A 20,377-nucleotide genomic window follows, 5' to 3' on the forward strand; every position below is an offset into this window, starting at 1 on the left:
GCTAAATTTCCGCGCCGTTTTCGCGCTTATCGTGATGGAGACTGTTGCCCAGTCTCCGCAGCGGCTGATCGCCGGATTGCCTTGTCGAACATTTCGCTGATGGGCGGCACTGTAGCATCGGCTGTCAGCCGCGGCAATTCCCCTACGAATCATTCCGATGAGCCAAGGAGAAAATAACGATGCTGCATCCACATCCATTCGCATTGCCGCGCACGAAATCCACCGCTGTCACCTCGCGCGATCTGAAGGCCTGCCTTGTGCGTCTTCTGATGTTATTGCTGGTACTCAATCCCGTCTTCGCGGCACGCGCGGATTTGAAGCATCCTCAGCCGGAAAACCAGCCTGTTACGGTTGCGGGGAGGGCCGGATTGGTGAATTCGCCACCGCCCTCTGCCGCACAAGCCAAGCGGCCGCAAGATCAACTGACGCTGGCGGAGATGGCGGCGCTGGATGATGAAATCACGCTCGACAAACGCCAAGCCGACAAAATGATTTTCGCTGTCTTTGCCGGCAACAATCTGCGGCAACGGCGCTTGAGCGAACTGCTCGGCCCTGCGCTCGCCGTCTTGGTGGAAGCCTACAAACTCAGTCCCGCCTTGAATCCGAACGAGCTTGCGCCGCTTTTTCAGATCAGCCGCAACAACCTGCCGCAGGCGCGCGTGCAACCGCCGAAGAGCCTGTTGCGCACGGGCATCGTGGCGGCCACGGAAATCGCCACGGCCATCAATGGCAAAGCGCCGGCTGTCACGCCCGCCATCGTCGAGAAGATCAATCTCGACTTGCGCACCGACGACTTTCTCGATCCCAACGCCTTCAACCCCTTCACCGACGTGCTCAAGCCGGTGCAATACGCGCTGCTCGACGTGAAGGTGGACGAATTCGTCCAGGCCAAGCTCGAAGAGGCCTTTGATCTGGCGATTGTCAATGAGGCCTTTTACACGGCTTTCACGCGCGCCTTTGGCGATTACCTCGGTGTGGGGATGTTCGATGGCGCGGCGGCGATCTTGCAAAACAGCCCGGTCGCGCCGGATTACTTAAAAGCTTACCTCAAACCCAATGGCAATCTGTCCGTGTTCATGGCCGACGCGGTGGCGAAATCTGACGAACAATTCGATCTGGCGAAGACGGCGACGGATGAAAATCTGAAGTTGTTGGGCGAAATCAACACCAACCAGTTCACGCCTTCGCCCCAGGCGACGCTGGCGCTGCGACAAGCGGCGAACTCAGAGACGGCGGATCTCGCCAGCCTGCTGGCAGGCGACCCGGAGGAAGACAAATTCCTGAAGCGCGAAAAGCTCATCAATCAAATCGGCAATGGCATCAACGTGCTGGCCAAAGTCGTCGGATTTTTCAGCCGCGACAATGCGGAAAAAATCAGGAAAGTCGGCCAGAGCGTGATCAAGTTCGCCAAAGATGCGAACAACTTCGTCAAATACGCGCGGTTGATTGCGACCAATCCGTTAGTGCGCAATTTCAAGTTCGTGAGCTTGCTGCCGCTGGGCAATCCGTTGATGGCGATAGGCGTGTTGGGCATCGCGTTCGCGGCCATCAAGATTTTCAAGCTGTTCGGTTCCGACAGTCGCGTTCTCAAACAACTCAAGCAAATCGCCGCACAGATCAACACCTTGCGCCAGGAAATGCACGAACGCTTTGACCGCATTGACCACCAGTTGGACATCCTTTACTTCAAGATGACCGATGGCTTCAACCGGATGATTGAACTGGGCATTTATCCGATTCAGGAGGATTTGATTAAGGTGCATGCGGAACTCAACCGGCTGGAAAGCCGCGTGTACGACTGGATTGACGCGGACTCACGCCGCACCCTGAACGAAACCATCAACCTTGCCATCGGGTACAAGCGGCGCAATGGCTTGGAGATGAGTGCGCAGGATTTCGACCGCTACGCCAACACGTTTTACACTTGGGCGTTCACCAACTCGAAGGACCCTATCGCGCTCGGCTCGCTCAATCGGGATTACAGCGACAGCAAAATCTACGACGAACTCAGCAATTACCCGCTTGAAGCGAACATCAATTACCTGGCGCAATTCCCGGCGCGTAATCTGGGTTTGCCCGCCTTGTCGAATGTGCTGTTGCCCAATCCGCGTTACTGGTCAGTGAGCACAAGTGCCGATACGCAACTGCGCGCCGAATGGCCGGCCCTCAATCAGCAAATCGCCACGCCGGAGCGCCGGCGCGGGATGTATGACCTGGGCCGCCAATTGCAGGATTTCGTCGAAGCCATCACGCTGCTCAAAACCGCCACGGGCGTGCGCGCCAATCACCCGTTGGTTGACGCTTTGCTGTCCAAGTACGACGCCAAAGCCGATAAGCTGCGCGCGGCGTTGAAGAAGATCGAGGACGATTACAAAAACGACCCGGCCAATACCAAACCCACCGAGCAGATCAAAAACGTCAGCCTCTGGCTCGACGCCAATCAAGCACCGCCGCTGGCCGCGCCCGCCAGCGTGCCGACTTGCCTGAGTCCCGCGCCCGTCACGCTCGCGCCGCCCAGCAACATCGAACGGCTGGGCACGGCCATGCCCGCGCCGTTTCGCACGGCGGCGCGGCTGGGGCTGGGCGATTTGCGTTATTGCACGACGGTGGATTGGGGCGCGATCAGCGGGCAGACGACCAATCTGACTATCAGCTTTGAAATGCGTTACCGCGCGCAGCCGACCGACAACACGTCTTACCTCAAGCTCAGCCTGGCGGGTTTGGGGCCAATCACGGTAGGCGATTACACCACATTGACGAACCGCTGGAACGCCAGTTGGAAAGCCGAGTTCGAGCAGCGGGCGATTTTGGAAAACCGCTACACCACGGCCCAGATCAATGCGATTGCCACGAGCGTGGAAGAGATTCTGCATCGGCATCGCGCGGCGCTCGCCGCGAAAATCGCCAGCGAACTCGCGCGCGTCGGCCCGGCGCAAAGCGCGACACGCGAGTTGGCTGGCGTCAAAAAATTGATCGTGGCCTATCTCTCTTTTGGCATGTCGCGTTCGCTGGAAGAGAACGACGCCTTGCGCGGCCTGCTCAATGGCGATCAACAATTGCCTGACGATGTGTATCTCACACAAGTCTACGACACCATCCGCCTCGCACCGCCGGGCAGCGCCTTCCCCAACGGCGACATTCAAGTGCTGACCACCACGCGGCTCAACGCGCTGGGCGAAGTCGTGCATGGGTTGCTCGATGATCTTGCGCGCTTCCGGCTGGCGAATCCACCCGATGCGCGGCTCGTGGCGAATACTGAAGGCTTGCTGGCGGTGGACAATCCCGTGCAAGACCTGGAGCTTGCTGTCCCAACCGTAACCGTGGGCAAGCAATTCATTGCGCACGCGCAAGCCGTGCCAGTCACGCTCAATCAAAATCAACCCTTCACTCTCACGGGTTTCGACAGCGATGGCGCGCCCCTGAGCTATGTCCTCAAAGAGCCGCCGAAGCACGGCGATTTGCTGGGCGCCGCGCCGAATCTGGTCTACTCGCAAACCACGCTACGGTTCGCGGGAGAAAATTTCGTCGGACGCGACAGTTTGAAATTCACGGTGAAGGCGGGCGACCGGGAATCCGCCGTGGCGGAAGTCACCTTTACCGTGGCGGGCGCGGCCTGCGCCACGCCCGGCTATCAATCGTCAGTCGTGCTGGGCAATGCGCGCGAGCCTTATGCGCTGGTCAGCCGCGATTTCAATCGCGACGGCAATCCAGACCTGGCGGTGTGCGACGCCACGGCGAACACCGTGCGTGTGATGTTCGGCAATGGGCGCGGCGGGTTTGCCGACACTGCGACGCTGCCGGTCGGGCAGAATCCGGTGGCGCTGACCGTGGATGATTTCAACGGCGACGGCAGACCCGATCTTGTCACCGCCAATTACCGAGCGAATAACCTCACGGTTTTGCTGCAAAACAATCTCGGCGGTTTTACTGCCACCGCCGTCAGTCCCACTGTGGGCAGCGGGCCACGCGGCCTCGCCACGGCGGATTTCAACAATGATGAGCGGCGCGACCTGGTGGTGGCGAATCGGGATTCACGCAACGTTTCGATCCTCTTGGGCAATGGCGACGGCACTTTCAAGACGCCGCCGACCAATATCATTGTGGGTGGCGCGGAGGTGGTCGGGATCAAAGCCGCCGATTTGAATAACGACGGCAAGCCGGATATTGCCGTGACAGTGGGTGAGTTCAACAGCGTTGTGCTGTTGTTCGGCAAAGGCGATGGAACATTCGAAGCCCCGCTCCCGCTGGCGGTGGATGCGCGGCCATTGTCGCTCGCGCTCGGCGATTTCAACGGCGACACTCACATGGACATTGCGGTGGGCAACTTCGGCTCCACGCGGCTGTCGGTGCTGTTCGGAGATGGCGCGGGCGGTTTCCGCGCGGCGCGCCATTTTGAAGTCGGCATCCCCTGTTACACGCTGGCGAGCGCCAATCTCAATCAAGATGGGTGGGATGATCTGGTGGTGGGCGGCTTCACCGCCAACCGCATCGCGGTGCTGCTGGGCGATGGCATAGGCAGCTTCGGCGCGCCAATCAATTACAACACGGGCAGCGGTGTGACGGACGTACTGGTGGGCGATTTCAATTTCGACAAGCGGCTCGATTTGTTGGTCGCCAACAGCCTGACGCCCAGTGTCACCTTGCTCACCGGCGGCTGTACGGCTGCCGCCACTGTGGCAACGGTTTCCTCAGCGAGTTTCAATCCGCCTCCCGCGCCGGTCGCGCGTGATTCGATTGTCTCGTTATTTGGGGCAGGTTTCTCCGCCACGACCCAGTCCGCCACCGCGCAGCCTTTGCCCACCGCATTGGCGGGGACTTCGGTGAATTGGCGCGACAGCTTGGGGACGCAACTTACCGCGCCGCTCTTCTTTGTCTCGCCCGGACAAATCAATTGCCATGTCCCGCCGGGACTGGCGCCGGGGCTGGCGACGGTCAGCGTCAACAGCAACAGCGGGGCTGTCATTGAAGGGGCCGTTTCCTTAGCCAACGTTGCGCCCGGTTTATTCACGGCCAACGCCAACGGCAAGGGCGTCCCGGCGGCAGTGCTCTTGCGCGTCAAGGCAAACGGCGCACAGTCGTTTGAAACCGTCGCGCGCTTCGACACGGGGCAGAATCAATTCGTGCCCGTGCCGCTCGACGTGGGTGACGCCTCCGATCAGGTTTTCCTCTTGCTGTTCGGCACCGGCACGCGGGGGCGAAGTTCATTGGCTAGCGTTTCTGTAACCATTGGCGGCGTGGCGGCGGAAGTGCTATACGCCGGCCCGCAAGGCGGCTTTGTGGGATTGGATCAACTCAACGTGCGGTTGCCGCGCGCACTGAGCGGGCGCGGCGAAGTGGAACTGGCGCTGTCGGTGGAGGGTGTGGCTGCCAATGCCGTGCGGGTCAGTTTCAAGTAACGTTGCCACGGTATGTGGCGCACAGCGCCGCCGATCCCGCGCCGGCTGTGGTTGCTGGCGCAACAAAATTTATGGGCAGGCCAATCCAGCTACGCGGCGCTGGCCGTAGCTGAGGGTGACGTACAACAAGAGAGCTTGTAGCGATGGTCTCCACGCCGGTTGAAAAATCGGCGTGGAGTTTTTTGTTTTGGGGGTTGGCAGTCCGAATTTGAAATTTGGAGATTTGAAATTTGGACTTACGGCTCCCGTGTTCTTTACAACTGTGGTAAACACAAGGCGATGCTGAACTCCGAGCAAGACAATCCAAAGCTGCTGCGGCGCATCGGCCTGCTGGGCGACATCCATTGCGAAGACGGGCGGCTGGCGGCGGCGCTGGCGTTTTTCCAAACGCAGCAACTCGACCTGGTGTGCGCCGTGGGCGACCTCGTGGATGGGCCGGGCGATGTGAATCGCACCATCGAATTGCTGCGCGCACATCAGGTCATCGCGGTACGGGGCAATCACGAACGCTGGCTGTTCGCGGGCGAGATGCGCAGCTTGCCGGAGGTGACTTCGCGGTTCGATTTGCGTTCTTCGGCTTGGGAATACCTGCCGCAACTGCCGACGTTGCGGCGGTTAGAGACAGTCGCTGGGCGCGCGCTGCTCTGTCATGGTTTAGGGGCGGATGATATGGCGGGTGTCTGGCCAGCGGATGATGTGTTGCGGATTCATTCCAACTATCCGCTCTGGCAACTGGTCAGCCGGCGCGAATACCGGTTTGTGCTCAACGGGCACACGCATCAACGGCTGGTGCGTAGCTTTGGCGAGGCCGGGGACGAATTGACGATCATCAATGCCGGGACGCTTTACCGGCAGCATCGCCCCTGTGTGTGCGTGGCGGATTTCGGTGCGGGCACGGTGCAGTTTTTTGATCTGGTGGCGGAGTTGGCCGCCGGGCAATTCAATTTGGTGGCGGCGGAGACGTTTCGTTTTCCGGTGGCACCGGTGCTGTGAGGCTGCTTGGCCGCTGGATGGATCACCCTTATCAGCCAGGCGCGCGCGTCCATGAGCGTCCGCAGGCCCTTTCAGGAAAGGTGCTTGCGTTGCCCAACCCTTTCGGCTAGTATCCGCCTTACTTCGAGGTGGGCGGTCGCGCCCACCTTTTTCATCTTCGGTGGCGGGTTTGCGTAACAATTCAAAAAGCCCGGCCACTGGCAAGCGGGAGTCCCATTCAGTGAAACTTGATCCGCGCGTTCAGGAATTGGTCGAGCGCTTGGTTGTTCGTCAAGGGTTGGAGTTGGTGCATGTCGAATGGGCTGACGGACGGCAAAAGACTTTGTGCGTGTACATTGACAAGCCGGGCGGGGTGACGGTGGATGATTGCGCGGAAGTCAGTCGCCAGTTAAGCGTGCATCTGGATGTTGAGGATTTCATCCCCACGCATTACTTACTGGAAGTCGCTTCGCCGGGGTTGGATCGCGGGTTGTACAAGGCGGCGGATTATGAGCGCTTCGCCGGGTTACCTGCCCACGTGAAGTTGTCAGAACCGCTCAACGGCCAACGCAATTTTCACGGCAAACTGCTTGGGTTGGACAAAGAAGGCGAGCTTCAAACGGATTGGGCGGCCCTGCTCGAAGATGAAACCGGGAAACAGCAGCGGCTGCCGCTGGCGAAGATTTTGAAAGCGAACGTTGAAATAGAACCCTAGCAAGGGGCTAGGAGCGAGGGATTAGAGCCAGCGCTTGAACGCGTTCTTAAGCTCTAGCCCCTAGCCTCTATTCCCTAACCCCTGACAAATATGAATCTGAGTTCCATTGCACAAAACATCGAGTTGCTCAGCAAAGAGAAGAAGATTGACCCCTCGGTCATCATCAGCGCGATCGAAGATGCAGTCGTTACCGCGTCGCGCAAGCAGTTCCGCACCGGCGAAGATTTACACGCGCGCTACAACTTGGATGGCGGCACGATTGAGTTATATGCGATCAAAACCGTAGTCGAGGTTGTGGAAGACCCGGCGCGCGAGTTGACCGTCCCCGAAGCCAATGACGAAGTCGGCGAAGGCGCCGAAGTCGGCGACATGCTCGAATTGCCGCGCCCGATGGAAGATTTGGGCCGCATCGCCGCCCAGACCGCCAAGCAGATCATTCTGCAAAAGGTGCGCGAGGCCGAACGCAACAACGTTTACGAGGAATACATCGGGCGGCTAGGCGAATTGGTCAACGGCTTCATCAAACGCTTTGAGAGCGGCAAGATGATTTTCGACCTGGGCAATGGCGTCGAAGCCGTGATGCCCAAATCGCAGCAATCGCGCGTCGAGAACTTCACGCAAGGCGAACGCCTGCGCTGCGTCATTAGCAATGTGAACAAGGAATCACGCGGCCCGCAGATTGAGGTTTCGCGCACCAGCCCGGAAATGGTCAAGCGGCTGTTTGAGATGGAAGTGCCCGAAATTTATGACGGCACCGTGGTCATCAAGGCCGCCGTGCGCGAACCGGGCGACCGCGCCAAGATCGCTGTGATGTCCAACGAACGCGACGTTGATCCGGTGGGGGCTTGCGTGGGCATGAAAGGCTCGCGCGTGCAATCCATCATCCGCGAGTTGCGCGGCGAAAAGATTGACATCATCGAATGGTCGGAAGACCCCGCCATCTTTGCCGCCAACGCGCTCTCGCCCGCCAAGGTCAGCAAAGTAACGGTGCTCGATTTCGAGCAAAAGAAATTGCAGGTGACCGTTGAAAATGAACAGCAGTCGCTGGCGATTGGCAAACGCGGCCAGAACGTGCGGTTGGCCGCGCGCTTAGTGGGCTGGGACATTGACATCCGCAGCGAAGAAGAAATGAAGCGCGAGATCGCGACGCAGATGGAGCAGATGCTCTCTTCGCCGGTCGTCCCGCTGACCTTTATTGAAGGCATTACGCCCTCTGACTCTGAAACGCTGGCCGAACATGGCATCGAGACCATCGAACAACTGGCCGATGCCTCGGTGGATGACATCTGCGACTGGCTCGATCTGAGCGTGGATGAGGCGGAAGACCTGATTGTCACCGCCCAGGAAATTGCCGAGGCGCGCCGCGAACGCCTGGCCGTCCCGGGCGACGATGATTATGTGGAAGAGTTTGAAGGCGAGGAGGCCGGGGTTGAGGCATATGAAGAAGCCGATGAAGAACCCGGCGTGGAGATGGGTGAAGAAACCGGTGTAGCGAACGCAGAGGACGCCACCAAAACCGCGGCTGAGGAAGTCGCTGAAGAGGTCGTCGAGCCGATTGCCGTAGCAGATACGGCAGACACGACGGCGGTTGCCGCGCCAGCAACGGCGGCAGCACAAGCCCCTGAAGAAGAATAGCTATGAAGGCCATGAAGCTGTTATGAACAGGGAACATTTGAAAAACACGGCGCCGGGCGGTCGTGGCAAGTCGCGCTTACCCAGCAGGCTTGCGGCACGTTGCCCTGGCGCTCTCACTGCCAGCGGAGGGGCTGATGTGAGTACGCTGAGGCTTTGATTATTCGAGCAGCGGAAAAGCAGCGCTTCCCACGCGGGATGACTTATACGCTGGCTTTTCTTGTGGAAGGAATCAATGGGGTCCATCGCTAATAAGGTCCGAGTTTACGATCTAGCAAAAGAACTCAAGCTCGAAAATCGCAAAGTCATCGAAGATGCCCGCCGCCTGGGTGTGGACGTGAGCGTTCCCTCGAACACGCTGCCGGATGCCGTCGCGGACAAAATCCGCGAAATGTATTTCCCGAAAAAAGAGCAAGCCGCCACGCCTCGCACGGCCCGTTTGATCAAACATGCGGTTCCGCCGCCGGGCACGGCGCAGGCCGACGTGATGCCCACAGCGCCTTTGCCGGGTGCGCCTGTCACAACTCCGGCAGTACGAACTCCGCAACCAGTTGCGCCCGTGTCCGCGCTTGCCGAGGCCGCGCCACCCGCGCAAGAAGTCCGCAAACTTAGCACGCAACCGCTCGGCACGCGCCCGGTCAAACCTGCGCCCGCAGCCGAACTGCCGCCCGTTGCCATGCCCGCGCCTGCCGACGTTGCCGAGATACGCGCGGAAACGCTCGTGCCTCTGCCCGCAATTGCGCCGCCGGCAGCGCCCGCGCTGACGGCTGAACCTGAAGCAGAGCAAGCAATCCAGGAGGAGTCAATTACACCCGCACCCGCCCTCGCACCGCTGGCTGAACCTGTTGAAAGCCCGGCGGCTCCTATAACAGAGGCACCTGCCGCCGCGCCGCCCGCGCCTGCGCCGTCCAGGCCAGCCGGGCCAGCCGTTACGAAACTGGACGTGCCGCCGATCACCAAGCAGATGCCGGCGACGACGGGAGCTTTACCAGCTTCAGCGCGCGCGCCGCACGGTCATGGGCAACCACATGGACAACCGGCAAACCGCACGACAGTGATCAAACTGGCGCCAGCCAAACCCTTTCAGCCGCAGCCCCAACAACCTCAACCGCGCATCGGGCGCGATGGACGCACGGGGCAATTGCGGCAGCCGGGCCAGACGGGCCAGTTAGGTCAAGCCGGAGCTCCTGGCCAAACCGGGCCGCTGGGGCGCGAAGGCCGTGGCGCTCCACGGACGGGTGAGGCGGGAGCGGCAGGCGACCGAAAGCGCGCTCCCGGTGTCCATTTGCTGGAATCGGGCAAACCGCAATTGCACACCTACGTGCCACCGCCAGACGCGCGTCATAAAGGCCGACACACCACACATCGCAAGGGCGACAAGGATGCTACGCCTGATCGGCAGAACCAATTGCGCAAGGGCTTCCAAGCGCCCCAGCCGCAAGTGCGGCAAGCCCCGGTCGAGTTGAAACCGTTGCGCCTGGTTGAAGGCACCACCGTGCGCGAATTCGCCGAGAAAGCTGAAGCTAAACCGCGCGATGTGGTGGCTGAATTGATGAAGCGCGGGGTGATGGCCACGATCAATCAGGTACTCAATCCTGATCTGGCCAAAGACCTGGGCAGGCTCTATGGCTGGGACGTCACCTTCGGCGAATTCGAAGAGATGATGGTCGAGTCCGAATTCGAGATCACGCCCGAGGCGATGGACGACACCGAAATGCGCGCTCCCGTCGTCACCGTGATGGGCCACGTAGACCACGGCAAAACCAGTTTGCTGGACGCCATTCGCTCAGCCCGCGTGGCCGAGGGCGAAGCGGGCGGCATCACGCAGCACATCGGCGCCTATTCGGTCCAAGTGGCCAACCCGGATAATCCGGTGGAACTGCGCCGCGTCGTATTCCTCGATACGCCGGGCCACGAAGCCTTCACGATGATGCGCGCCCGGGGCGCCAAGGTCACGGACATCGTCGTCTTGGTCGTGGCCGCCGATGACGGCGTCATGCCGCAAACCATCGAAGCCATCGAACACGCCAAAGCCGCCAACGTCCCGATCATCGTGGCGATCAACAAGATTGATAAAGGCGATGCCAACCCTGAACGCGTCAAGAAAGAATTGGCTGATCGCGGCCTGCTCTGGGATAGCTGGGGCGGCGACACCACGATGGTCGAGGTTTCGGCGAAGATGCGGCAAAACGTCAACGGCGTGCTGGAAATGATTCTGCTGCAAGCCGACCTGATGGATTTGAAAGCCAATCCGAAACGCATGGCCACGGGCACCGTGCTCGAAGCCAAACTGGATCGCGGACGCGGCGCAGTCGCCACCGTGCTCGTTCAGAACGGCTCGCTCAAAGTCGGCGAACCGTTCATCGTCGGCAACTATTTCGGCAAGGTGCGCGCCCTGATGAATGATCGCGGCGAACGTGTCACCGAAGTCGGCCCCGCCATGCCGGTCGAAGTGCTCGGTCTGGAAGGCGTGCCCGGCGCGGGCGATCAATTCCAAGTGGTGGACGACATCAGCAAGGCGCAACAGATTTCCCAGTTCCGCCAGGCCAAAGCCCGCACCACGGCGCTCGCGCGTTCGGCGGCGCGCGGTCTGGATCAACTGGCGATGCAAATGGAGACCGGCGAGGTCAAGGAACTGCTCGTCATTCTCAAGGCCGACGTGCAAGGCTCGGTCGAAGTGCTCAAGGATACCTTGCTGAAACTTTCGACCGACAAGGTCAAAGTCCGCATCATCCGGGCCGGTGTCGGCGCGATTACTTATGACGACGTGTTGCTGGCCAGCGCCTCAAACGCGACTTCGGTTGGCGCGGCCACCGTCATCATCGGCTTCAACGTGCGCCCCGAAGCGCGCGCCGAAGAAATCGCCAAACAGGAAGAGGTGGACATTCGCTTGCACTCGATCATTTACAAGGTCGAGGAAGAGATTCGCAACGCGATGATCGGCATGCTCGACGCGACGACCAAAGAAGTCGTGCTGGGCAAGGCCTCCGTCCGCGACATCATCCGCGTGCCCAAGATCGGCAACATCGCCGGTTGTCTGGTGCTCAACGGTTTGATCAAACGCACCGCGCAGGCGCGCCTCATCCGCGACAACGTGGTGATTTTTGAAGCGCCCATCGGCAGCTTGCGCCGCTTCAAGGACGATGTCAGCGAAGTGCAGCAGAACTTCGAATGCGGCATCACCATCGAACGCTTCAACGATTACAAAGTCGGCGATGTGATTGAGGCGTATGTGACCGAGAAAGTTGCCGCCACTAAGTTGTAGTTAGTTGATAGTTGACAGTTGATAGTTGTTAGTTCGCCGGAAGTGCCAGTCGCTAACACCTGTCAACTATTAACTATCAACTGAGTTTTATGTCGTACCGCACCCACAGATTGCCCCACGTCTTTCGCGAAGAAATCAGCAAGGTGTTGCTGCGCGAATTACGCGATAAATGTCCCGGCCTCCCTTCAATCACCGAAGTCAAAGTCAGTCCCGATCTCAGCACGGCCCGCGTCTTCATCAGTGTTTTCGGTTCTCCGGAATTACAACGTGAAGCGGTTCTGAAGCTCAATGAGCAGGCGGGCTATGTGCGCAAGTTGCTCGGACAACGGCTGCGGCTACGGCGTGTACCCGAATTGCGGTTCGTGTTTGATGACGCACTCGAACACGGTCAGCGCATGATGGAAATCTTTCAAGAAATCGCAAAGGAGTTACCCCCCGACGATTCGCCTGCGGAACCGCTCGCGCCTGATGGTACGGCGCCCGCGGCCACGGGTTGAGTCAATTCCCCCGGGTCGTATTAATCAAGCTATGTTAGGTCAGGTAATTGATTTGATTGAGCGCCATCAGCGCTTCGCCATCACCACACACATCCGACCGGATGGCGATGGGTTGGGTTCGTCACTCGCGCTTGGCTGGATTTTGCGCGGCCTCGGCAAAGAAGCCGAAGTCATCACGCGCGACCAGGTGCCACACGCGTATTTGCGGCTGCCCGGTTCCGCCGAAATCCGCGTGCTGCCGGATACGGATCAAGCGTATGACGCCGTCTTTGTCATCGAATGCAGCGATGTCGAACGGCCCGGCTTGCCCAGTCTGAAAGACCAGTTGGTCGTCAACATTGATCATCATTCGACGACCGCGCTTTACGGCAATATCAACTGGATTGATTCGACCGCCGCCGCCGTGGGCGAGATGATTTACAACCTCGCCAAAGCCATCGGCGCCAAGATTACCCCCGAAATCGCCAGTTGCGTTTACGCCGCGCTTTTGACCGACACCGGCTCCTTCCACTTTTCCAACACCACCGAACGCACCTTCAAAATCGCCAGCGAACTCGTGCGCCACGGCGCGCAACCGGCCAAACTCTCGCAGGCGATTTTTTATAACTACCCATATGCCAAGGTCTGTCTGGTGGGCGAAGTGCTCTCGACTTTGCAGCGTGACGAGACGGGCCGCATCGCCTGGATCACGATGAGCAAGGACGCGATGGAACGCACCGGCGCGACCGAAGACGATTCGGACGGCATCATCAATTACCCGCTCACAGTGGGCGATGTCGAAGCCGTGGCCTTCTTCCGCGAATTGTCCAACGACACGTTCCGCATTTCGCTGCGGTCAAAGAACCGCGTCAACGTGGCCCGCGTGGCCGAACATTTTGGCGGCGGTGGCCATTGCAATGCCGCCGGGTTCACCGTGAAAGCGGATTTCGCTGAACTGACGCAGCAGGTGCTGGACGAGTTGAAAGAGGCCGTCCGGAATGCGCCGCTTGCTGTCAATGGCAGCGCGCGCGAAATCAGGCCGCGCTGATCACGCCGCCGCTTGAAGCTGTGTTTCAAACGCTGCCTGGCTACGCGCCACCATCACTTCGTGCCAATTGACCAGCGGCGGGCCGTTGGCATTGCATAAATCAACATAAACCTCCTGGCACAATTGTTTGAAGGCCGGATACGCGCGCGCTAAATAACTCGGCCACGCCGCCGCCAACCGCTGCTCCCGCACATTGCAAAGCTGATAACGCCGCGCAAAGCCATACGAGAGCGGGACGACTGTCCCGTCCGCTTCCAACACCAACAAACCATGAAGTTGTGCTGGCTTTGGGTTGGCGGCTAGTTCGCCCGCGTAAACCAAGCCCGGTTCCTCACGCAAATCTTCCTGATGCAGCACGTCCAGTTGCACGGCCATTGTCTCGGCATATTTCTGCCGCAACGCAAAAGACAGCAGATAAACCTTCGCCAGCGCTTCTTCATCCGCTGCCGCCTCGGTCATCCGGTCACTCGCGCGTCCGGCCAGTTCGAGCGGATGCAGTTGCAACAGTTTGGCTCCTTGGGCAGCGGCAAACTCCGCGACCCAGAGCAAGTGCTCCCAATTCTGTTGCGTTACGGTGTGGATGATGCCGAAGGGAATTTGCGCCGCGCGCACCTGCGCCAAACCGGCCTCCAATTGCGCAAAGGCCCGCGCCGAGCCGCGAATCTGGTTATGCACATCGGGCGGCCCATCCAGACTGATGGCCAGCACGTCCACCAATGGACGCAACCGCTCCAACAGTTTCGGCTGTGTGAAATAGCCATTGGTCGTGACGGTGGTGCGCAGCCCCAAGGTTTTGGCGTGGTTGAGCACTTCCTCCAATCCGCGATACATCAGCGGCTCGCCGCCCGCGACTGAAACAACTGCGTAGCCCAAAGCCGCCGCGTCGGTGATGACCTCGCAAACGGTTTGTACATCCAGTTCCGTGCGCGCCGTCGGGCCGGAGTTGGAATAACAATGCGCGCAAGCCAGATTGCAGCGCAGCGAGGGATGGATTTGCAAAATCGGGCTTCTGGTAGGGCCTGCCGCCCTACCAGAAAGCTCCGCCAACGAACACTCGTCCAGGTCGAACTTTGTGTCGTTCATGGTGTGCCTCAGAATTTATTGATAGGGCCTGTTTCCACCGGATTGCCCAGATCAACGTTGACCCGGAAGATTTCCGGCCAGGGAATGCCGTAAGGGAAAATCTCGACGCCGCTCATGCGCGGCGTCTTGGTCAGGATGTTGGCGAAGAATTGATTCGCATTGCTGGCTTCCAGCGTGCCGCAAACGCGCAAGCCATCCACGATGGGCGGGATGCCGCGCGGAAACGCCTTGACGCCCTTCAACCCGGCGCGTTGCAACCCGGCCACGATCCCCACCATTTCCTTCAGGTTGTCTTTGTCCAGGCCACCGAAGCGCAGTTCGCGCAACAAGGCTTCTTCAATCGAAAGTGCAGCTTTTGGTTCCATAGCATTTCTCCTTTTCAAACGGAATTATTGGTGACAGCAGCCCACAGACTGCCGCCATAAAGCACGAGTGAAACCTCGGCATTGGCGCTGCCGCACAGGCATAGACACACGTCTCCCTGCGGCTACAGCGCCACCAATTCAGTTGATCGTCAGAGCGAGGGGAGAGAAACAGGTCGTGACGTTTTCAAGAGCAGCTTATCTGGCGCAAGCGCCAGCAGCGTTCCCACACGAAACCGGAATTGAGAAACGCAGACAGGGTGGTGATGGTCTGCTGGGGGAAAGTGCAAATGCGCTCGCCGTTTCGATTCATTTCGACGAGCAAGCAGGACAACGAAGCTGAATGATTGTTTGCTGAGTGAACGGGCGCGACTGTAGACCCGTGGTCGGGAAAGTGTCAAGCGATTTTTCCGGCAGCGTGCGGTGTGATCCTGGCTGTATCAGCGGAACCGCTTGCGGGTTCAAATGAATAGCTCCGCCGAGACTTTGAAAAATTGCGCCAAGGCTTTCGCCTGCACCTTGCTGATCGGACGGACGCCGTTGATGGCTTCGGACGCGCGGCCACTGGAACCGAACAGTGGCACCAACTCTTTCTGCGCCAAGTCGCGCGCTTCCATCAAATGTTGCAAGACCTCGTGCGGCGCGGCGTCCTCGAAATCGTAATGTTCGTCCTCATATCGTTCGACCAACAGTGACAATAGATCGAGCAGTTGATCTTCTTCGGGCGTGATGTCTTTGCGTTTGTTTAGCAGCACGTTAATCGCCGCAACAACGCGGTCGTATTCTTTCTCGGTATGAATGACGACTGGCGTGACGTGCGCCAAAAGCTCGCCGTACTGCCGCGCATCGAACCGTAGTCTGACTCTGATTTTAGGTTTTACAGTTGCAGTCATCTTTCCATTTCCCACGATCGTACTCCTTGTGGGTGAGGACGGCGCGAATGTATACGCGCTGCCTTGGAAAATCGATATCAACGATTAGCCGGTACTTGTTTCCGCCGATGTTGAAAACGATGCAGTCACCAACCAAATCCGCGTGTGGAAAATCAGCTTGTACCTCAACGAATGTTTTCCAGCTTGCGCGCTTCGTTAGCGAAATCCAGCTACGCAGTGGTGTTTCAGCATCAGGGTACGTCGCCCAAAATTGAGCAAGAGGCTTGCGCGTCAAAATTCTCATAAATAACTTTCAGGGTAACGCGCGAGGAAGCAGCGACAATATCTCCCGAATTGGGAGATATTGTCAAGCCCACGAAAGGCGTGGCAAGGTTGCGAAGGCAACTGGCACACAGGCTGGAGGCATGCGTGCCAGTTGCCTTGCCGAAAACTACTTCGGCCCCCGCTCCCACCAATACTGCTTCTCCAGCTTCTTCTGCACTGGCCATTCCTGATCCAGCGTGTCGCCGTGATAAAGCTCGCCGTTTTTCATCACGTAACGAATCGTGTTGGTGTTGCGGATGTCGGTCAGCGGGTTTTGATCGAGCACGATCAAGTCGGCCAGTTTGCCCGCTTCCAGCGAACCGACATCGCGGTTCAAGCCAATCGCCTCCGCGCCAAAGATCGTTGCGACCTTCAAGGCTTCCATCGTCGTCATCCCGCCGGATTGCAACGCCCACAATTCCCAATGACAGCCGATGCCTTGCATCTGCCCGTGTCCGCCCAAGCCGACGCGTCCGCCCGCGCGCACGACTTTGGCGGCGCCTGCGGCGATGCCTTTGTAGCCGTATTCGTCAGGATGGAACCATTGGCCGCGCCGCCGCAGCATGCCGTTGAGCAGTTCCAGCGGTACAAAGCGCGCCAGTTTTTGGTTGTTTACCACGTCGGTGTTTTGGAAGAAGTAATTCTCTGTCCACGGCGCGCCGTAAGCGACCAGCAGCGTCGGCGTGTAAAACGTCTTGGTCTGTGCGACGAATTCGGCCATGTCTTTGTAGAGCGGTTGAATGGGCAGCGCGTGTTCATTGCCCGAATAGCCGTCCATCATTTGCGTCAGGTCGAGTTTCATATCCAGCGCGCCTTCAGTCGTCGGCGTGATTTTGAATTCCTGACAGGCCAGCGCGACCCATTGGCGCACGAGGCGGTCGCCGGTGACGTACTCCTTCAACGTGTCGGTTTGATAAGCCTCGCGGTAGCGTTTGATGTAATTGCGCGCCGTGTCCTTGTCGGTCAAGCCGTCGTTGGAAAAAACGCCGGGGCCGGTGGTGAGAATGCGCGGGCCGACGATTTCGCCCGTCTCCACGAGGTCGGCGTAAGCATACACATCCGTCGTCGAAGGCTGCGGGTCGCGCGTCGTGGTGATGCCGTAGGCCAGATTCGCCAAGTAAGCCCAGACCTGCGTTTGATGGACGTTGCGCGGCGGACGCATGTGCGCGTGCACATCCACGAGGCCGGGGATGATCGTCTTGCCGGTTACGTCAATCACTTTGGCGTCGGCGGGGAAGACAGGCGCAGCAGCCTGTTTCTTAGCGCCCTTGCCAGTTGCGGGCAAGGGCGCGCTGGCTTTGATCTCGACGATGCGGTTGTCAACGACGGTGATGTCGCCGCGTTCGAGCACTTCGTCGCCTTTCATCGTAATGACGCGCGCGCCGGTCAGGATGACTTTGCCCGCAGGTTTGACGCGCGCGGCTTCGACGATGGCGTCAAAGGCTTCGGGCTTGTCTGCGTCGAGCGTTTGGTTGAAAAACTTCGTGCCCCACGACCACGTCACCGCTTTGCCGTCCGGCGTCCATTGCAAGTAATCGCCGCCATCCGCCGACATCTTCTTAACCGGCACAGTGGTGTTGGGCGACGTGCCGGTGATGCTGACGTTCACGGTCTCTTTGCCGGCTTTGGGAATCGTCACGATGTAGTGTTTGGTTTGCAGCGAGACAAAGGCGCGCGTGCCGTCAGGCGAAATGCGCATCTCATCCGCCGTTGGCGGATTGGGTGGCGCGCCCGCGCCCGTGACTTTCAGATGCGTGCGTTTGTCGAAACCATCAAGCCGCACCGAAGCCAGACCTTGTCCCGTCGTGTAATAAACGCGCTGCGGGTCGTTGCTGAAATGCGGTTGCTGACCGCCTTCCGCCGCTGTGATGACGGTCGAATCGCCGCCCGTGGCCGCGATATAGCGCAGTTCGCGTATGCCTGTGCCGCCCGCGCCGCCGATTTCGTTGTTGGTGGGGTTGTGCAAGGCGGCTTCTTCGGGCGAACGGAAGTTGTCGTCTTCGTGCAAGTCGGCGAACAATTGGTCGCTGATCGCGCCGTAAGTGAACACAATCTTCGTGTTGTCGGGCGCGTAACAGGGGAAGGAATAAAACGCCGCGCGCCGCGTCAACTGCTCAGGCGCGCCGCCCGCGCTGGGCACGCGGTAGATGTGCCCGCCCTCGCGCGTCCACGTGGCGAACGCGATATACCCACCATCGGGCGACCACGCGGGCATGAATTCGCCTACCGTCAGATTGGTCAGCCGTTGCGGCTTGGCATTGGCTTCGAGCGGCATCACGTAAAGTTTGTTGAAGGCGGTGAACGCGACACGCCGTCCATCGGGCGAGAGCGCGGGATAGCGAATCAGCCGCGCCTTGACCACCGGCCCGTCATCCACCTTGTAATCGAAATGCAGCCGCGCCGCGATGTCCACATCCACTTTGGCGTTGAAGGGAATGGTCGTGGCCGCGCCGCTGGCGAAATCTACGCGTTTGATCTTGCCGTCAATCGTGACGATCAGCGCCTTGCCATCGGGCGTGAAGGCATAACCTGGAAACGTGTCGCGTGTGGCGCGTGATTCCTGGTCGTCGCGCGTGACGTGGCTGATGAGCCAGCGCTCCTCGTTTGTTTCCAAATCGCGCACGCGCAGCGCCGTTTGTAATTGGTAGCGCGTGGCATAGACCAAATGCTTGCCATCGGGCGAGAGCACTGGGCGCATTGCGCTGCCTTGGGCATTGGTCAGCCGCGTGGTCTCGCTGGTCTCGCGGTCGAAGCGGTAAATCTGCCAGAGCGGAAATTGCACGTTGTAACTGAAGGCATTGGTGCGTTGCGCCCAGTAAATGTATTTGCCATCCGGCGAAGCGACCGCGCCCATCTTGTTCAAAGGCGGCGCGGGCGGCGGGCCGCCTTGGCCGGGCGCGGCGGGCGGCGGCGGCGGTGGGCCGATGCTGACGCCGGTGCCGCCGTCTTTGTGCCACATATACGGGTGATAGGGGGCGATGCCGCGATCCGAACGCGAGGCGATTATGTAGTTGCCGTCGGGCGTCCACGCGGGCGACAGGTAATAGGTGATGTCGTTGCCGCGCCCTTTGGTGATGGCTTTGACGTCGCTGCCGTCGGGTTTGCAGGTATACAAATTCTCGCCGCCGCTGCGATCGCTGATAAAGGTGATTAACCGGCTATCCGGTGAGAATTTCGGTTGTGATTCAAAGCCGAGGTCGCCGCCGACTATACGTTTGGCTTCGCCACCGTTGATGGGCAGCGTGTAAATGTCGCCTGCTAGATCAAAGACGATGGTCTGGCCGTCGGGCGCAACATCCAGCGACATCCAGGTACCTTCGTCGGTGGTGAAGCTGATTTTCCCGGCGGGTTTCAGCGGCAAGCCTTCGTCTTTTTTCTCCTCCTTCTTTTCTCCCTGGGTTTGGGCAAAAGCGCTGAGCCGGGCGGTGAAGGGAGCGTTCGCGGCGTACAACAGGCCCAGGGTTAGGACGCCCAGCGCGATCAGGCAACGCCAGGCTGACAAGGTGTGCAACATAGATTTTCTCCTTTTGCTTGCGGTGTGGTCGGTTCGGATTTGGTGACGGAATACGGCGGCATCATAGCGGTACGCGCATTGAAGGAACAAGATGAGACCGGTTCGTTTGAATAGCGAGATCGGGTTTCACTTCGGTGTAGGGTGAAAGCCGCGTCACGGGACGGTACCGCGCGCGTCAGCAAGCGGTGCGACAAGTCTGGCGGACTGGTACAGTAGCGCAGGCTCCGCTTGCTGACGCGCGCGGTACCGTCCCCCTCACACACCAAAGTGAAACCCGATTTAGAAGATGGAAAGGCCTAGCGGCAGCGCAAGACTGCCGTTAAACAGCACGCAAACGGCCTGTTTGGGGGCACGCATTGCCGTTCATGCGCAGTGAACGTACCGCGTTGTGCAGCGCCGCCAAATGGATTTTCAACTATGCCCAAACCCAGGCTTTAGCTTTTGCGTGGCTTGTGGTATCAAAGCAGCCGCGATAACAGTTCACGAGTGTGACTCTCCCAACAGGTTTCCCCCGCTTAAACCCGCTCAACTGTGTGACGAAGTGCTGGCTTGGTGGTTAGTCGAAGAAGGCGTTTTCGGTTTGTTCGCCAGCTTCTTTACCTGGTCGAGTTGCGCGTAATTTTACGGCGGCTTGCTCACGTTCTGATGGTAACGCTCCACCTGAAATGAGCACGCGCCGATGCGTCAATCATTCATAAATCGTCAAGCATTTTCAGCA

The 20,377-nt window shown here is 59.3% G+C and carries 12 protein-coding genes; 7 read left to right on the top strand and 5 right to left on the bottom strand.

What is annotated here, in order from left to right; genetic code table 11:
* Positions 1-179 precede the first annotated feature (179 nt).
* The 7 genes from HY011_05315 (at position 180) to HY011_05345 (ending at position 13,504) form a co-directional block, all read left to right on the top strand.
* On the top strand, positions 180-5,396 hold the full coding sequence (locus HY011_05315) for a VCBS repeat-containing protein (GenBank protein MBI3422337.1): 5,217 nt from the start codon (positions 180-182) through the stop codon (positions 5,394-5,396).
* 279 nt (positions 5,397-5,675) lie between these two features.
* Positions 5,676-6,389, top strand: a complete 714-nt coding sequence (locus HY011_05320) for a metallophosphoesterase family protein (GenBank protein ID MBI3422338.1) — start codon at positions 5,676-5,678, stop codon at positions 6,387-6,389.
* A gap of 220 nt (positions 6,390-6,609) precedes the next feature.
* Positions 6,610-7,083, top strand: coding sequence for a ribosome maturation factor RimP (locus HY011_05325; protein ID MBI3422339.1), 474 nt, complete (start codon positions 6,610-6,612; stop codon positions 7,081-7,083).
* Positions 7,084-7,173: 90 nt separating this feature from the next.
* A complete protein-coding gene (nusA, locus tag HY011_05330) occupies positions 7,174-8,718 on the top strand; it encodes a transcription termination/antitermination protein NusA (GenBank protein ID MBI3422340.1) in 1,545 nt (514 codons plus the stop codon).
* Between the two features lie 232 nt (positions 8,719-8,950).
* On the top strand, positions 8,951-11,980 hold the full coding sequence (gene infB, locus HY011_05335; protein ID MBI3422341.1) for a translation initiation factor IF-2: 3,030 nt from the start codon (positions 8,951-8,953) through the stop codon (positions 11,978-11,980).
* An 89-nt stretch (positions 11,981-12,069) separates the two neighbouring features.
* The gene (gene rbfA / locus HY011_05340) at positions 12,070-12,477 is read left to right on the top strand and encodes a 30S ribosome-binding factor RbfA (GenBank protein ID MBI3422342.1); all 408 of its coding nucleotides are present in this window, start codon (positions 12,070-12,072) and stop codon (positions 12,475-12,477) included.
* A 31-nt stretch (positions 12,478-12,508) separates the two neighbouring features.
* Positions 12,509-13,504 carry a bifunctional oligoribonuclease/PAP phosphatase NrnA gene (locus tag HY011_05345; GenBank protein MBI3422343.1) on the top strand — a complete coding sequence of 332 codons (996 nt, stop codon included), beginning with the start codon at positions 12,509-12,511 and terminating at the stop codon, positions 13,502-13,504.
* Here the strand turns inward: HY011_05345 and HY011_05350 are convergent, their stop codons facing one another.
* The 5 genes from HY011_05350 to HY011_05370 form a co-directional block, all read right to left on the bottom strand.
* Entirely contained in the window at positions 13,505-14,587 is a 1,083-nt protein-coding gene (locus HY011_05350; protein ID MBI3422344.1) for a radical SAM protein, read from the bottom strand.
* Between the two features lie 8 nt (positions 14,588-14,595).
* Entirely contained in the window at positions 14,596-14,952 is a 357-nt protein-coding gene (locus tag HY011_05355) for a hypothetical protein (GenBank protein MBI3422345.1), read from the bottom strand.
* Between the two features lie 458 nt (positions 14,953-15,410).
* Positions 15,411-15,818: a transcriptional regulator gene (locus tag HY011_05360; GenBank protein ID MBI3422346.1), complete on the bottom strand. Its 408-nt coding sequence runs from the start codon at positions 15,816-15,818 to the stop codon at positions 15,411-15,413.
* 1 nt (position 15,819) lies between these two features.
* On the bottom strand, positions 15,820-16,125 hold the full coding sequence (locus HY011_05365) for a type II toxin-antitoxin system HigB family toxin (GenBank protein ID MBI3422347.1): 306 nt from the start codon (positions 16,123-16,125) through the stop codon (positions 15,820-15,822).
* Between the two features lie 147 nt (positions 16,126-16,272).
* A complete protein-coding gene (locus HY011_05370) occupies positions 16,273-19,659 on the bottom strand; it encodes a PD40 domain-containing protein (GenBank protein ID MBI3422348.1) in 3,387 nt (1,128 codons plus the stop codon).
* Between the last annotated feature and the right edge of the window lie 718 nt (positions 19,660-20,377).

This window comes from Acidobacteriota bacterium (assembly GCA_016196035.1).
Classification (GTDB): domain Bacteria; phylum Acidobacteriota; class Blastocatellia; order RBC074; family RBC074; genus JACPYM01.

Bases quoted from the DNA above. Each gene is read 5' to 3' on its own strand.
- HY011_05350 (MBI3422344.1), bottom strand. From the start codon at position 14,587: ATGAACGACACAAAGTTCGACCTGGACGAGTGTTCGTTGGCGGAGCTT.
- HY011_05370 (MBI3422348.1), bottom strand. From the start codon at position 19,659: ATGTTGCACACCTTGTCAGCCTGGCGTTGCCTGATCGCGCTGGGCGTC.
- HY011_05315 (MBI3422337.1), top strand. From the start codon at position 180: ATGCTGCATCCACATCCATTCGCATTGCCGCGCACGAAATCCACCGCT.
- HY011_05365 (MBI3422347.1), bottom strand. From the start codon at position 16,125: ATGAGAATTTTGACGCGCAAGCCTCTTGCTCAATTTTGGGCGACGTAC.
- HY011_05345 (MBI3422343.1), top strand. From the start codon at position 12,509: ATGTTAGGTCAGGTAATTGATTTGATTGAGCGCCATCAGCGCTTCGCC.
- infB (MBI3422341.1), top strand. From the start codon at position 8,951: ATGGGGTCCATCGCTAATAAGGTCCGAGTTTACGATCTAGCAAAAGAA.
- nusA (MBI3422340.1), top strand. From the start codon at position 7,174: ATGAATCTGAGTTCCATTGCACAAAACATCGAGTTGCTCAGCAAAGAG.
- HY011_05355 (MBI3422345.1), bottom strand. From the start codon at position 14,952: ATGGAACCAAAAGCTGCACTTTCGATTGAAGAAGCCTTGTTGCGCGAA.
- rbfA (MBI3422342.1), top strand. From the start codon at position 12,070: ATGTCGTACCGCACCCACAGATTGCCCCACGTCTTTCGCGAAGAAATC.
- HY011_05320 (MBI3422338.1), top strand. From the start codon at position 5,676: ATGCTGAACTCCGAGCAAGACAATCCAAAGCTGCTGCGGCGCATCGGC.